We start from the raw sequence: 13,899 nt of genomic DNA on the forward strand, positions 1-13,899 counted from the left end.
GGGTCCGTGCTTGGCACGATACTGGCGTCTGTGACGATGCGTGTGCCGTTTGGGGAATGTCATGCGCGCATCGACGACCCAATCCGAGAGACCTGGCATGAGTTTCTTCAGAAAAATGTCGCGCCGTACGCTCGTGCAGGCGCTGATCGCCGTGCCTGCACTGTCCTTGTTCCGCAAGCGGCCTGAAGCCGACGCGGCCCGTACCGGTCCTTCACGAGGCGATCCATCGCCAGGCGACCCGGATGAGATCGTCGAGATCAACGGCTGGATCCTGAAGCGGAGCGACCTGGCATGATCTTCGACGGCCATGAGGCGTATCGCGCCGCCAACTTCAAACCCAAGGTCTGCATCCTCGGTTCCGGCCCGGCCGGCACCACCATCGCCCGCAAGCTTGGCGCTGCCGGCATCCCCGTCGTGGTGCTGGAGGCCGGGTCGCGCGAGTACAGCGACGAGTCGCAGGATTTCTACCGTGGCACCACGGCGGGCGATTTCTATTTCGACCTCGACATCACCCGGCTGCGGTACATGGGCGGCAGCTCCAATCATTGGGCCGGCTGGTGCCGTGTGCTCGACAAGCAGGATTTCGAGCCGAAGGCCTGGGCACCCGACACAGGCTGGCCGATCCGCCGCGCCGACATCGAGCCCTATCTGCCCGAGGTGCACGATATCCTCGAACTTCCCGATTTCCGGCCTGATGTGCCGATCTCGGACGACATTCGCTGGGTGCAGCTGATCAAGAGTCCGGCGGTGCGCTTCGGCGAGAAATTCGCCGACGAGCTCGACAAGAGCCGCAACATCGCCGTCGTGCTCAACACCTATGCCACCGAGCTTGCCGGCGACGGCAAACGGGTGACCGGCGCCAAACTATGGTCCAACGGCCAGGACGCCGGGCCGTTCAGCGCCGACTATTTCATCGTCTGCACCGGCGGGCTGGAGAATTCGCGACTGCTTCTGTGGTCGAACCAGCGTTCCAATGGCGGCGTCATCCCGAACGCCACGGCACTTGGCCGCTACTGGATGGAACACCCGACCTTCGAGGGCGGCAATGCCATTCTCGCCGACTATGGCGAGTTCGAGGTCGATGCCGTCAACGAGGCCTTCTTCTCGCCTACGCTTGCGGCGATGGAGCGCCTGCGGATCATGAATTTCGGCATCAGGCTGATCGAGACGCCCTATGCCGGCGTCAAGCATGTGATTGCCGACCTCGCCTGCACGGCGCCCGACATGGCCGAATGGGTCGCCTATCAGCTCAGCCAGAACCTGCGCTGCGCGGCCCAGCTCTACGTCGCCTGGGAACAGGCGCCGCTGGCCTCCAACCAGATCAAGCTGTCCAAGACCGATGTCGACCATGCCGGCGTACCGCGCATCGAGCTGCACTGGAAGAAATCCGAGCTCGAGCGCCGCACGCTCGTCGAGGGCCTGAAGCTGTTCGGCACGACGCTCATCGAGAAGGATCTCGGTCGTGTCCGTCTCATGGACTGGATTGCCAATGGCGAGGATTATCCAACCGACGAGGAGACCGCCGGCCACCATCATATGGGCGGCACGCGCATGGGCACCGACATCACCAGAAGTGTGGTGGACGCCAACTGCAAGGTGCACGGCATGGACAATCTCTATGTCGGCGGCTCCTCGGTGTTCTGCACATCCGGTCAGGCCAACCCGACGACGACGATCACCGCGCTGGCCTGCCGGCTGGGAGATCATCTGAGCAAGGTGGTCGCTGTCTGAGCGGCTGGGGTCTCGCGCCCGCGACCGGCGTGGAAATCCGGTCAGGTCGACGGTTTTTCAAGCGGCGTCAGGTCGGCACGATAGCGCGTCATGGCACGGTTCGTGCGTGCGCCCAAGCGGACGAAGAACGGCAGCATGAGGTCACGCAGGAACAGAGCGACGGGGCCTTTCGCCTGTTTTTGCGAGCCGATCCGCCGGCTGACCTTGACGATGTGCTCGACGCGGTCCTGGCGCAGCGCCTGAAAAGCGGCGAAGGCCTGCCCCGGCAATGGTGTCGCATCCAGGCACGCGGCCAACACGACGGCGTCCTCGATCGCCATCGATGCGCCCTGCCCCGAATGCGGCGCGACGGCATGCGCGGCATCGCCCAGCAGAACCACCCGGGCGGCGTGCCATTTTGGCAGATGCAGCATGTCGAACACGGGGTAGGCGCGCGGGATCTGCGTGACGGTCTCGACGATCTGGCGGATCGTCCGGGGACCGCCGGCATGCAGCTGGCGAACAGTTGCCGCAAGACGCAGGGGATTGGGTCGCGCCAGGGCGGCATCCTCGTCCAGCGGGAAGGACGAGAACCACAACACCGGTCCGTCATCCTGCTTCATGTAGCCGAAGAAGGCTTTCTTGCCGAACACCATATGCATCAGGCCGTCGGTCGGCTCGACAAAGGGCACTTCCGCCACGCCGCCGACCCCGGTCAGTCCGGTATAGACAGGATCCGGGGAGGCCGGCAAACAGACACGGCGGACGCGCGACCACACGCCATCGCAACCGGCCAGCCACACGGCATCGACTGTAACGCCATTGCCGAAGGCAAGGCGCGCACAATCAGGCTGGTCTTCGACCTCGGCCAGCGCATGGCCAAAACGGATGTCGGCGCCAAGCGCCAGTGCCTCATCCAGCAGCGCGCCGAGCAGGTCCGAGCGGCGCAGCGTGACGCTTTCGGCGCCCGCTTGGCGCATCGATTGCTGCTCGTCGAGATGGATGAGCCGGCGTCCGGCGGCGTTCATGATCTCGAAGCCAAGCGTCGGCACGCCCAGCGCGCTTACGCGCTCTGCAAGCCCAAGCGCGCGCAAGGCGTTGATGCCGTTGGGCGCCAGAGTGAGGAAGGCGCCTTCGTTCAGAGCTTCGCGCGAACGCGCCTCGAACAGGCAGACGGCAAGCCCTTGCCGACGAAGCATGACGGCAAGGGCCAGCCCGGCAACGCCGGCGCCAATGATGGCGACCGGCAATGCCGAGGGGGAGGTGACGGTCATCGTCACAGGCCGTGGATGGCGATGCGCACCAGTACCGCGGCAGCGGCCAGCGCCACGAGCAGGATGCCGAGGCCGATGGGGGAACCCCAGCCATACCATTCCATCGCCAGCTTGGCGTATTTGAATTCGTCCTCATGCGAGAGAGGGGTACGTTGTTGAATCGAACTCATTTTTTTCACTCCTTGTCGACGGCCGGCTCTTGCCTTGTCGGCGCCACGGCCGCATATTGCTGAGATGGTCTAAATGTTAGACGGATTGATAGTTAGATGATCGAAATAAATTTGTCAAGCCGCCATCGCGACGAAATGGCGGCCGCGATCGGCCTCGCCGTGATGCAATGGCAGGACGCCACGCAGGCCTATGACGAGGCGGTGGGCACGAGGCTCGGCCTGAACATGGCCGAGCGCCATTGCATCGGGCTGCTCCATGGCGGCCCGCAATCGGCCGGCGCCATCGCGACCGCGACCGGGCTGACGCCGGCCGCCGTGACGGCGCTGATCGACCGGCTGGAGGCGCGCGGGCTGCTGACGCGCACGCGCAGCCTCGAGGACAGGCGCAAGGTGGTGATCGAGGCGACCGAGGCGACGCGGGAGCTGTCGGCGCGCTATTACGGCGCCATCGCCAAGGAGGGTGAGAAGGTGATCGCCAGCTTCAGCGACGCCGAGCTCGCGACCATATCACGCTTCGTCAACGCCGCGCTCGACCTGCAGCGCGCCCAGCTTGCGCGGCTGCAGGCCGAGGGGTCGGACACACCCGGGCGATAGAGGTCCTGTGTTCGCGGCGTTACCGCAAACGTCGGCAGGGAACGCCACTATTTCGGCTGGACCCCATAGACGGCTAGAAATGCCTCCACCGAGGCATCCGCGTGCCGTTCCAGGTCGGGCTTGGAGCGCCGGTTGCTCCCCGTGAACATGGCTTCGTTCATGGGGATCCAAAGAAGCATCCCAAAAAGATGGCTGGCCGCCAGATAGGGATCACTTGTTTTTATCAGTCCCCGACTGGTGAGCCTTTGAAAGCAGGACGCCGTCGAGGCAAGCATGCGCTCAAAACCCTTTTCGTACCAAGCGCGGCCAAGCTGCGGCATTCGATCCGCGTTGGCGATGATCAAGCGTCGCAGCTTCAACAACTCTTCATCCATGAGAACCGCTATCAGGCGTCGGGCAAGCTGCTGCAGGCCGCCTTCCATGAATTTCGCCTCGGAAAGCAGCGTCGTCACGGACTCGATGATGTCATTGACCTGGGCGGCGGTTGACAGAACGACTTCGCCGAACAGCGTCTCCTTGTCGGTGAAATGCTTGTAGACGGTCTGCTTGGAAGCCCCCGCTTTGGTGGCGATTTCCTCCATGCTGGTTCCGTCATAACCCTTGCTGATGAACGCCGCCGTGGCCGCCTGAATGATCTCACGATCCTTGCGAGCCGATCTGGTCTCACCGTCGATTTTCATGGCGTTCTCCCAACCAGTACTAGACGGTACCGTTCTCGCATGCTAGCCGTAAAACGGTACTGGACTGACTAGTACCTGTCAACGAAGGCAAGGCTTAGACCGATGACCAAGATGATCTTCATAAATCTGCCGGTGCGCGATCTGCAGGCAGCGACCAATTTCTATCTCGCGATCGGCGGCACGCTCAATCCGCAGTTCTCGAACGACCAGGCCAGCTCGATCATGTTCTCCGACTCGATCGGGGTGATGTTGCTGACGCACCAGCATTATGGCCAGTTCACGACGCGCCAGATCGGCGACGCCAGGCGCGACAGCCAGATGCTGATCGCACTCACCGCCGGCAGCAAGGACGAGGTCAATGCCACGATCGAGAAAGGCGTGGCGGCAGGCGGCCGCGCCGATCCGAACCCCGCGCAGGACCTCGGCTTCATGTACAACCGCCACATCGAAGACCCCGACGGCTACGTCTGGGAGTTCTTGTGGATGAACCCCGCCGCCATGCAGTAGCCCAGCGGAATCGAAGCGTCCAAAGCGCGTCGCGTTGAGGCAGATCCATGCGACGCGCTTTGATCATGTTCTCAAAACTGGAGTGTGCCCTTTGACGCCCATGAGAGGACCGCGACCAGCAGCCTCGAAACAAGCGCCCGCGGGCGTTGCGGGCGAACCCTGGATCGGAGAGCACCAGCTTGCCGATCATGCCGTGACCTTGTCCCCGGCGGCCGCGCGGCGTTCCCGCCACCAGTCCTGCGCCTGCAATTTCCAGTAGGTGAGCTGCGCGGCGGCGAGGCCGGCGGCGCCGCCGGCCCAGGTCAGTCCGAACGGTGCGAACTGCCGGTAGCGGTCCGAAACGCCCAGAATGCCTTCCGCGACGATTTTGCCGGCAATCGCCGTGGTGTTGAGGCCATGGCCGCCGAACGCAGTGCAGTACCAGACACCCGGCTGCAGCTCGCCAATTTGGGGCATAAGATGCCGGGCATAGGACATCAGCCCCGACCAGGCCAATTCGGTCTTGAGGCTGGCAAGCTGCGGGTATGTGCCGACCATCTCGCGCCGCAATTCGCGCGCCAGGGCACCGGCGGAAGCGGCGCGCGTGGTGATGCGCCCGCCCCACAAGAGGCGATTGCCGTTTTCGACCAGGCGATAATAGTCACCGGCCCGCCTGTTATCGCCGACAGCATCGGTGGTCGCAATCGCTTGCGCGATGAGGCGGGGAGCCGCCTCGGAAACCATCACATAGGTCGCGATGGGCAGGACGGCGCGATAAAGTTGAGCGAAGACCGGGCCGGTATAGCCGCCGGTCGCCAGCACGACATGGGGGGCCGCAAGCGTGCCCTGTCCGGTGCGCAGTATCTTTTTCGGCCCCGACAGGTCGCATTGCACGACCTCCGAACTCTCGTGGATTTTGCCACCCAGGCGCTCGATCTCGTCGGCCAGGCAACGCAGATAGTTGAGCGGATGGATGTGAAAGGCGTTCGGGTCGCGCAGGCCCTGGTGATAGCGGGCGGACTTCAGCACCGCGCGGACGTCTTCCCGGCACAGATATTGAAGCTCATAACCATGGTCGCGTGCCATCTGGTCGGCATAGGCTTTCAGCGCGTCGCCATCGTCATAGCGTAGGACGCTCAGCAACCCGGCACGCGGCGCGGCGGGCGATATTGCGAGCGCCTCGATGGTGTCGCGCACGAATTCGACGCCTTCGATCGACAGCCGGTGCAATCCGCGCGCCGCCTCCTGGCCTACTCGCGCGGCGATGTTCTCGCCACCGGTGGCGAAACCAGGCGTGACGAAACCGCCATTCCGGCCCGAGGCGCCGAACCCGACGAGCTGGGCTTCCAACACGACGACATGCAATCCGGCGCGCGCCAGTTGCAGCGCCGTGGTCAGGCCGGCTAGTCCGCCGCCGACGATGGCTACGTCACATTGCCCCTCGCCTTGCAGCTGAGGCCTTGTCTTGCACTCGGTCAGAGTGCGTGCGTAGTAGTTGTCCGGATAGGCCATCGGCGACTTTGCGGTGAGGGGCGGTGCATTTTGGTGGACGAGGTATCACCGCCTGCCGCCGGGGGCAGCCGGTGGAATGAACTCACTTGGCGCTGTGGTCCTGTCGTACCATTTCATGGTCAGCGCGGCGAGTGTGCCGTCCGTTTTCATCCCGATGATGATGGCTGCGACCTTTGCGGTCCACTCATGATCCTTCTTCTCAGCGATGACGACGAGTGTCTCCCAGAAAGCATGTTCTCCTTCCAGGATTTTCACGGGGTAGCCGTTCTCGATGGCCGCGGCGTTGCGCCGCCATTCAGTCGAGCTAGACCGTCGCCGGGTCCAGCGCCGGCTGGCCTTTGCGGCGGGCGACGATCGCCGCGAAATCCGCATTCTGGAAGGCATCGCGCAAGGCGTCGAAGGACGGCAGCACGAAATAGGCGCGCTGGAACTTGTCGATTTCGTAGCCGGTGCGCATCACCGTTTCGAGGTCGAAAGGCACGTGATGGGCGTCCTTGCCGTCGACGGCGAACTGCAACTCGGTGAAGGACGACATCAGACCGGCGCCAAAGGCCTTCAATGGCTGGCCGGCCTCCTGCATCAAGCCGTATTCGGCCGTGTACCAGTAGAGCCGGGTGATCATCTCGTCGCCGCCGAGCGCGATGATGTCGCCGGCCTTCTTGCCATACATCTGCATGAAGTCGGCGAAGACCGGCTGCGACAGCACCGGCACGTGGCCGAAGAAATCATGGAACATGTCCGGCTCGACGATGTAGTCGAGCTCCTGCCTGGTGCGCAGCCAGTTGGTGACCGGGAAGCGGCGGTTGGCGAGATGGTCGAAGAAGGGAGCGGCGGGGATGAGGCCCGGCACCGCGACGATCTCCCAGCCGGTCAGCTTGCGCAGCTTGGTGCTGACCTCGTCGAAGTCGGGAATGCGGTCGATGAGGCCGAGTTTTTCGACACCGTCGAGATAGGAATGATGGGCGAGCTTGCGAGTCAGCTTGGTTTGGCGATTGCACAATTTGCGCCACACCGCCTGTTCCTCATCGCTGTAGTCATAGCCCTGGGCCACGGTGAAATCGGCACGGCAGACCGAATAGTCGCCGCGCAACCCCTGCGCCGCGCAATCGCGGGCATATTCGGCAACACTCATCGTCGTCATGGTTTTTCTCCTCGCAAATCGGCAATGGCAGACGTGTCAGGAGGGTAACCGCATTTGCCGAGGCAATTTGGTTCTGATCATGGCTCGTCAGGGGTATTCGGGATAACATTCACTCACAATGCCCATTGCAGGAGTGAAAATGCCTCAATTTGACGACTTCGAGATCAAGATGCTCGATCTGCTGCAACGCGACGGGCGCAAGCCCGTCTCCGAACTGGCGCAAGAGATCGGCCTGTCGACGACGCCATGCGCGCGGCGCTTCGAGTCGCTGCAGGATGCCGGCATCATCAAGGGCTTTGCCGCCGTGATCAGCCGCCGCGCGGTCGGCCTGATGGTCGAGGTGTTCATCCAGGTGCGCCTGGTCAGCCACAGCGACGGCTCGCCGGAAAAGTTCATTGCCGCGGTGCAGCGCATGGACGAGGTGTCCTCGTGCTGGACGATGACCGGCGATCACGACTTCCTGCTGCATGTGATGGTGCCTTCAGTCGACGAGCTCAACGCCTTCGTCATGCATCGGCTGATGCGGCTCGACGGCGTGCGCGACGTCCACACCCAGCTCGTGCTGCAGAACATCAAGGGTCCTGGCCACGTGCCGCTCACGCATTTGAGAAAGTAGCGCCTGCCCCAGCGCTTCTGGGGAAAAGCTGCACGCAAACTGCTGAAACGAGCCAAGCGGGCGGCTAGATCGCCGGCCAGCATGGGCGGACCATCTCTCGGAGGTCCGCCATGAAAATCGTCCTGATCAATCCGCCGCACACCGCCATCGGCAGCCGGGTGCCGGACGATCATCTGCCGCCGCTTGGCCTGCTGGCGATCGGCGGCCCGCTGATCGACGCCGGCCATGATTTGCGGCTCGTCGATGCCGAATTCGGACCGATGCCGGTCGACAAGGTGGTGCGCGACGCTCTGCATGATTTCCCGGACTTCGTCCTGATCGGCCATTCCGGCTCGACCTCGGCGCACCCGACCGCCGTGCTGATCGCCATGATGATCAAGGAGCGCGAGCCGGCGACCATTGTCATCTATGGCGGCGTCTTCCCGACCTATCACTGGCGCGACATATTGACTGCGACCGACGTCTTCGACTTCATCGTGCGCGGCGAGGGCGAAGCGACCGTCGTGGCGCTGGTCGAGGCGCTGGAAATGCACCAGCCGCCGGCGAGCGTCGCCGGCATCGCCTTTCGCGACGATCTGCGCCGGCCCTTCGCCACGCAGGCCGCCATGGCCATTGCCGATCTCGACGCCTACCGCGTCGGCTGGGAGCTGATCGACCACCGCCGGTACAGTTACTGGGGCGGCAAACGCGCCGTGGTGATGCAGTTTTCACGCGGCTGTCCGCATCTGTGCAACTATTGCGGCCAGCGCGGTTTCTGGACCCGCTGGCGGCATCGCGATCCAAGCAGGTTCGCGCAGGAGATCGCCCGGCTGCACCGCGAACACGGCGTCGAGCTGGTCAATCTCGCCGACGAGAACCCGACGGTTTCGAAGAAGGCGTGGCGGGCCTTTCTCGAGGCCCTGATCGCCGAGAACGTGCCGGTGCTGATCGTCGGGTCGACCCGCGCCGACGATATTGTGCGCGACGCCGACATCCTGCATCTCTACCGCAAGGCCGGCGTCATCCGCTGGCTGCTCGGCATGGAAAACACCGACGAGCAGACGCTGCAATTGATCCGCAAGGGCGGCAGCACCTCATCCGACCGCGAGGCGATAAGGTTGCTACGGAGGCACGGCATATTGTCGATGGCGACCTGGGTGGCCGGCTTCGAGGATGAGGGGTTTCGCGACCTGTGGCGCGGCTTTCGCCAGCTCATCGCCTATGACCCCGACCAGATCCAGGCGCTTTATGTGACGCCGCACCGCTGGACGCCGTTCTTCCGCATCGCGCGCGACCGCAAGGTCATCCAGAAAGATGCCCGGCTGTGGGACTACAAGCACCAGGTGCTGGAGATGACGCGGCTGAAGCCATGGATGCTGTTCTTCAGCGTCAAGCTCATCGAACTTGCCGTGCAGTCGCGGCCGAAAGCGTTGGCGCGCATCCTGTTCCACCCCGATCCCGAGCAGCGGCATTCGATGCGTTGGTACACGAAAATGGGCCGCCGCGTCTGGTTCCGCGAGGTCTGGGGATTTCTGGCTCGCGATGGCAGGGTGAAGGCCGGCCCGACGCTTGCCGAATTCTGGGGCGCGCCGCAGGACGCCGAGGAGGAATCGATGGCCGTCGCACGCACCCCGCGCAACTCGGCCGAAGCCGCCATAGCGATTTCGCCAGGCGCCTGACCGGCTCGCCGCTCTCTCGCAAAATACGCGACGACTTCGAGATAAAGGTCGTCGCGCGCCTTGCGCGGCCCGCCTGAGCCGCGAGCGACGAAGGCACCGCTCAGGGCACGATCAGCGTGCCGGCGCCGTGTTCGGTGAAGAGTTCGAGCAGCACCGCATGCGGCGTCTTGCCGTTGAGGATGACGACGCCTTCGACGCCGCGCTCGATCGCCTCGATGCAGGTCTCTACCTTGGGGATCATCCCGCCCGAGACCGTGCCGTCCTTGATCAGCGCCCTGGCCTCGGCGACGGTCAATTCGTCGATCAGCTTCTTGTTCTTGTCGAGCACGCCGGGCACGTCGGTCAGGAACAAAAGGCGCGAGGCCTTGCAGGCGCCGGCGATGGCGCCGGCGAAAGTGTCGGCGTTGATGTTGTAGGTATGGCCGTCGCGGCCGGGCGCCACCGGCGCCAGCACCGGGATCATTTCGGAACGGGCCAGGAGGTCGAGCAGCGTGCGGTCGACCTCGACCGGCTCGCCGACGAAGCCGAGATCAAGCACGCGCTCGATGTTGGAATCGGGGTCGATCATGGTCTTGCGCGCCTTTTCGGCGAAGACCATGTTGCCGTCCTTGCCGCAGAGGCCGATTGCCCATTCGCCCTCGGCGTTGATGAGCGCGACGATCTCCTTGTTGATCGAGCCGGCCAGAACCATCTCGACGATCTCGACGGTTTTCTGGTCGGTGACGCGCAGACCGCCCTCGAACTTGGATTCGATACCCATCTTGGTCAGCATGGCGCCGATCTGCGGCCCGCCGCCATGAACCACGATCGGGTTGACGCCGGACTGCTTCAGCAGCGCGATGTCGCGGGCGAAGGCCTTGCCGAGCTCGATGTCGCCCATGGCATGGCCGCCATATTTCACCACGACGGTCTTGTGTTCGTAGCGCTGCATGTAGGGCAAAGCGCGCGACAGCAGGGCGGCCTGCATTTCGGCGGTGGCGGCGATGTCCGTCATCGGGCGGTTCCCCAGATTTCTTGCGTGTCGTTGCCCCAAAACCGCAGGGCACATTTTTGGGCGACATGCATCAGGTAAAGACGGCGGCGTCTTAGCGGGAATTGGCGCGGGGGGCAAATGGCATTGCTGTCATATTCGCCGCGTTCACGGCCTCGTCATCATGACGGCACCATCAGCGGCGCCCGCCGTTTCAGCCAGCCTGAAAGCTTCTCCATCTGCGCGGCGAAGGACAAAAGCGTCTCCTCGTCGCCCGGGCGCCCAGCGGCCTGGATGCCGAGCGGCAGGCCTGCCTCGGTGACATGGACCGGCAGCGCGATCGACGGCTGGCCGCTGACATTGTGGATCGCCGGCCAGTGCGTGAACAGAAGGCTCTTGTCCATCAGCTGACCGAACAAGGGCTTCAGCTTCAGCAGGGGCGTCAGGTGAAGCTTGTCGAGCAGGTTTTCGATCAGCTCGTCGGCGCCTTTCGGATCCATGGCGCCGCAGGCGAGCGGCGGATGCGCGATAACAGGCATCAGCACGGCGTCATAACGCGCGGTGTCCTCGATCATCCGGCGCGAGGCGGCCTGCAGCCGCTGCAGGCCGGCATAGATCTCACCGGCCGAGACCGTTTCGCCCAACCGGCCGAGCACCCGCGTGGCGCGCTCGACGTCGCCGGTGACGGGACGGCCGACGCGCAGCGCTTCTGCCCGCAGCATGCCGGCGACGGCGGAAGCAACCGTCCTGCAGAAATCGGCCATGAAATCGCGGCCGATGAAGGTCAGGTCGATCTCCACGACGGTGTGGCCGCCCTCGCGAGCAAGCGCCACGGCCGTGTCGAGCGCTTCCATCGTCTCGGCCGAGATCGGCAGGCCGAGCGGCGACTTGCGGTAGACGGCGAGGCTGAGCTTGCCGGGATCACGCGCCGCGGCGGCGGCGAACGTGCCCTTCGGCGGCAGTGCCGCATAGGGTGAAAGAGAGTCGGCACCGTGGGTGAGGTCGAGCAGCAGCGCGCTGTCGCGCACCGAGCGGGTGACGGCATGGTCGACCACCATGCCGTACCAGCTCTCGCTGACCAGCGGCGTCAGCGGGATGCGGCCGCGCGAGGTCTTGAGGCCGACAAGGCCCGTGCAGGCGGAAGGCACGCGGATCGAGCCCCCGCCATCGGAGGCATGCGCCACCGGCACCACGCCGGCGGCCACGAGGGCCGCCGCGCCACCCGACGAGCCGCCGCTGGTGTGGCCGGTGTTCCAGGGATTGCGGGTGATGCCGAAGGCCTTGGATTCAGTCATCAGCCGCAGCCCGTGTTCCGGCGATGTCGAGGTGATGATCGGGATTAGCCCGGCGGCGAGGTAGCGGTCGGTCATCACCGAATTGACGTCGGGCACCGAGGCCGGAATGCGGCTCCCGCCATGCGTGGGCACACCCTTGACGGCGATGCCGAGGTCCTTGATGGCAAAGGGTACGCCGGCCAGCGGCAACGAGCGGTCCATGGTTTTCGCCCGCGCCCGCGCGGCCTCGTAGAGCGGCTCGGCGGTGGCATTGATTTCAGGCCTTGTGGCCTCGGCGCGCGCGATCGCCGCCTCGGTCAGCTCGATCGCCGACAACTCGCCCTTGCGCACCAGACCGGCGAGGCCGGTCGCGTCTTCTTCCCACAGGATCCGTTCGACCGACATCGGCGCTTCCCCGTTCCCGCCAAGCTAGCCAGCGGCCAATCGCTTGGCAATCGAAGCCTGCGCCAGCATGCCGGGACTTTAGTTAGATGGAATATTTCCGGCGTTGCAAATACAACGCAATCGCCTAACTTGGCGCGCATGACGCCACAGGACATCACCAAGCTGATCGTCCGGACTTCGATGAAGGATCGGGCCGCGTTCGATCTGCTCTACCGGCAGACGAGCGCGAAACTTTTCGGCGTGTGCCTTCGTGTATTGAACGACCGGGGAGATGCTGAAGAAGCGCTACAGGAAGTCTTCGTCAAGATATGGACAAAGGCGGATCGTTTCGCCGTCTCCGATCTGAGCCCGATCTCCTGGCTGGTGGCAATCGCCCGCAACCACGCGATCGATCGCGTCAGGACGCGGCGCAAGCCTGCCGCCGATATCGATGCCGCGCTCGACGTGGCCGATCCGGCACCGGGACCTGAAGCGATGGTGGTGGCGGGCGACGAATCCGTGCGCATCCATCATTGTCTCGAGGAGTTGGAGAAGGACCGGGCGGCGGCCGTCCGGGGCGCTTATCTCAAGGGCGAAAGCTATGCCGAACTGGCCGAGCGCCACGGCGTGCCGCTGAACACGATGCGTACTTGGCTGCGCCGCAGCCTGATGAAACTGAGAGAATGTCTGGAAAGATGACACTGGCGGAGGACACTGGACCGGAACGTGGAGGCGACGACCTGTTCGCCGCCGAATACGTTCTCGGCGTTCTGTCGGTGGAAGAGCGGCAGATCGCCTCCAGGCGCGTCGACACCGAGACCGATTTCGCGCGGCTCGTCGATGGCTGGGAGGTGCGCCTCTCGCCGTTGGCATCAGCCTATGCGCAGGTCGAGCCGCCGCCTTCGGTGAAGGCTGCTGTCGACCGCCGGCTATTCGCATCGACGGCGGCCACATCGGCCGAGGCACGCGCCGGCCTGTGGTCCAGCCTCGCCTTCTGGCGCGGCCTTGCCGTCGCGGCGGTCGCGGCTCTGGCGCTCTATATTGCCGTGCCCTATGTCAACCGGCCGGCTGAACAGCCGCAGGCGCGGCTTGTCGCCTCGCTGGCGGCCGACGGCAGCGACGTAAGATATCTCGCCGTCTATGATTCCGAGCGGCATGAGGTCAGCCTTTCGCATGTTTCCGGCGTGCTGGCTTCGGGCAAGGACTTCGAACTTTGGATGATCGAGGGCAAGAACGCTCCGGTCTCGATGGGCGTCATCCCGACTGGCGCGACCGCGCATATCGGGGTCTCGCCCGCCACGCAGCAGAAGCTGGCGCAGGGCGCGGTGCTGGCCGTCAGCCTGGAACCGGCCGGCGGCTCGCCGACGGGTCAACCGACCGGACCGGTGGTTGCCGCTGGCGACCTGAAGGGCATCTGACCTGCTGCATCT

15 protein-coding genes and 1 pseudogene are annotated in these 13,899 nt (G+C 64.4%); 8 read left to right on the plus strand and 8 right to left on the minus strand.

All coding sequences use genetic code 11. The features are described 5' to 3' along the window. Positions 1-97 precede the first annotated feature (97 nt). Together C1D09_RS26065 and C1D09_RS26070 are read left to right on the plus strand one after the other, a co-directional pair. Complete coding sequence (locus C1D09_RS26065) at positions 98-295, plus strand: hypothetical protein (RefSeq protein WP_143976946.1); 198 nt, start codon at positions 98-100, stop codon at positions 293-295. Continuing rightward, positions 292-1,731: a GMC oxidoreductase gene (locus tag C1D09_RS26070; RefSeq protein WP_143976947.1), complete on the plus strand. Its 1,440-nt coding sequence runs from the start codon at positions 292-294 to the stop codon at positions 1,729-1,731. The genes C1D09_RS26065 and C1D09_RS26070 overlap by 4 nt, the downstream gene beginning before the upstream one ends. A 41-nt stretch (positions 1,732-1,772) precedes the next feature. On the opposite strand, the gene C1D09_RS26075 is transcribed toward C1D09_RS26070, so the two are convergent. After that, entirely contained in the window at positions 1,773-2,984 is a 1,212-nt protein-coding gene (locus tag C1D09_RS26075; protein WP_143976948.1) for an FAD-dependent oxidoreductase, read from the minus strand. A 2-nt stretch (positions 2,985-2,986) separates the two neighbouring features. After that, positions 2,987-3,154 carry a hypothetical protein gene (locus C1D09_RS33310; protein WP_167514756.1) on the minus strand — a complete coding sequence of 56 codons (168 nt, stop codon included), beginning with the start codon at positions 3,152-3,154 and terminating at the stop codon, positions 2,987-2,989. A 96-nt stretch (positions 3,155-3,250) separates the two neighbouring features. Here C1D09_RS33310 and C1D09_RS26080 point away from each other — a divergent pair, with 96 nt between their 5' ends. After that, entirely contained in the window at positions 3,251-3,748 is a 498-nt protein-coding gene (locus tag C1D09_RS26080) for a MarR family winged helix-turn-helix transcriptional regulator (RefSeq protein WP_143976949.1), read from the plus strand. Positions 3,749-3,795: 47 nt separating this feature from the next. Here C1D09_RS26080 and C1D09_RS26085 read toward each other — a convergent pair whose 3' ends face one another. Beyond that, positions 3,796-4,428 (minus strand): TetR/AcrR family transcriptional regulator, encoded by a 633-nt coding sequence (locus C1D09_RS26085; protein ID WP_143976950.1) that lies wholly within the window; start codon positions 4,426-4,428, stop codon positions 3,796-3,798. A 102-nt stretch (positions 4,429-4,530) separates the two neighbouring features. Between C1D09_RS26085 and C1D09_RS26090 the strand changes: the two genes are divergently transcribed. Further along, positions 4,531-4,935: a VOC family protein gene (locus C1D09_RS26090; RefSeq protein WP_143976951.1), complete on the plus strand. Its 405-nt coding sequence runs from the start codon at positions 4,531-4,533 to the stop codon at positions 4,933-4,935. Positions 4,936-5,121: 186 nt separating this feature from the next. On the opposite strand, the gene C1D09_RS26095 is transcribed toward C1D09_RS26090, so the two are convergent. From C1D09_RS26095 to phhA, 3 genes and pseudogenes are all read right to left on the minus strand, one after another. Next, on the minus strand, positions 5,122-6,426 hold the full coding sequence (locus tag C1D09_RS26095) for an NAD(P)/FAD-dependent oxidoreductase (protein WP_143976952.1): 1,305 nt from the start codon (positions 6,424-6,426) through the stop codon (positions 5,122-5,124). Positions 6,427-6,471: 45 nt separating this feature from the next. Continuing rightward, positions 6,472-6,702: pseudogene (locus tag C1D09_RS26100) on the minus strand (hypothetical protein); the annotation flags it as partial. Positions 6,703-6,730: 28 nt separating this feature from the next. Beyond that, positions 6,731-7,567, minus strand: coding sequence for a phenylalanine 4-monooxygenase (phhA, locus tag C1D09_RS26105; protein ID WP_143976953.1), 837 nt, complete (start codon positions 7,565-7,567; stop codon positions 6,731-6,733). Between the two features lie 139 nt (positions 7,568-7,706). On the opposite strand from phhA, the gene C1D09_RS26110 reads away from it, so the two are divergent. Further along, a complete protein-coding gene (locus C1D09_RS26110; protein WP_143976954.1) occupies positions 7,707-8,183 on the plus strand; it encodes an Lrp/AsnC family transcriptional regulator in 477 nt (158 codons plus the stop codon). A 110-nt stretch (positions 8,184-8,293) separates the two neighbouring features. After that, positions 8,294-9,841: a magnesium-protoporphyrin IX monomethyl ester anaerobic oxidative cyclase gene (bchE, locus tag C1D09_RS26115; protein ID WP_143976955.1), complete on the plus strand. Its 1,548-nt coding sequence runs from the start codon at positions 8,294-8,296 to the stop codon at positions 9,839-9,841. Positions 9,842-9,941: 100 nt separating this feature from the next. Here the strand turns inward: bchE and argB are convergent, their stop codons facing one another. Continuing rightward, complete coding sequence (gene argB / locus C1D09_RS26120; RefSeq protein WP_038651183.1) at positions 9,942-10,835, minus strand: acetylglutamate kinase; 894 nt, start codon at positions 10,833-10,835, stop codon at positions 9,942-9,944. A gap of 158 nt (positions 10,836-10,993) precedes the next feature. Further along, positions 10,994-12,490, minus strand: a complete 1,497-nt coding sequence (locus C1D09_RS26125) for an amidase (RefSeq protein ID WP_143976956.1) — start codon at positions 12,488-12,490, stop codon at positions 10,994-10,996. A gap of 138 nt (positions 12,491-12,628) precedes the next feature. Between C1D09_RS26125 and C1D09_RS26130 the strand changes: the two genes are divergently transcribed. Both C1D09_RS26130 and C1D09_RS26135 read left to right on the plus strand, forming a co-directional pair. Next, entirely contained in the window at positions 12,629-13,168 is a 540-nt protein-coding gene (locus tag C1D09_RS26130; protein WP_143976957.1) for a sigma-70 family RNA polymerase sigma factor, read from the plus strand. Continuing rightward, positions 13,165-13,887 (plus strand): anti-sigma factor, encoded by a 723-nt coding sequence (locus C1D09_RS26135; RefSeq protein ID WP_143976959.1) that lies wholly within the window; start codon positions 13,165-13,167, stop codon positions 13,885-13,887. The genes C1D09_RS26130 and C1D09_RS26135 overlap by 4 nt, the downstream gene beginning before the upstream one ends. Positions 13,888-13,899: the final 12 nt, after the last annotated feature.

Origin of the sequence: Mesorhizobium intechi, from assembly GCF_002879535.1 — a bacterium.
GTDB classification, from domain to species: domain Bacteria; phylum Pseudomonadota; class Alphaproteobacteria; order Rhizobiales; family Rhizobiaceae; genus Mesorhizobium; species Mesorhizobium intechi.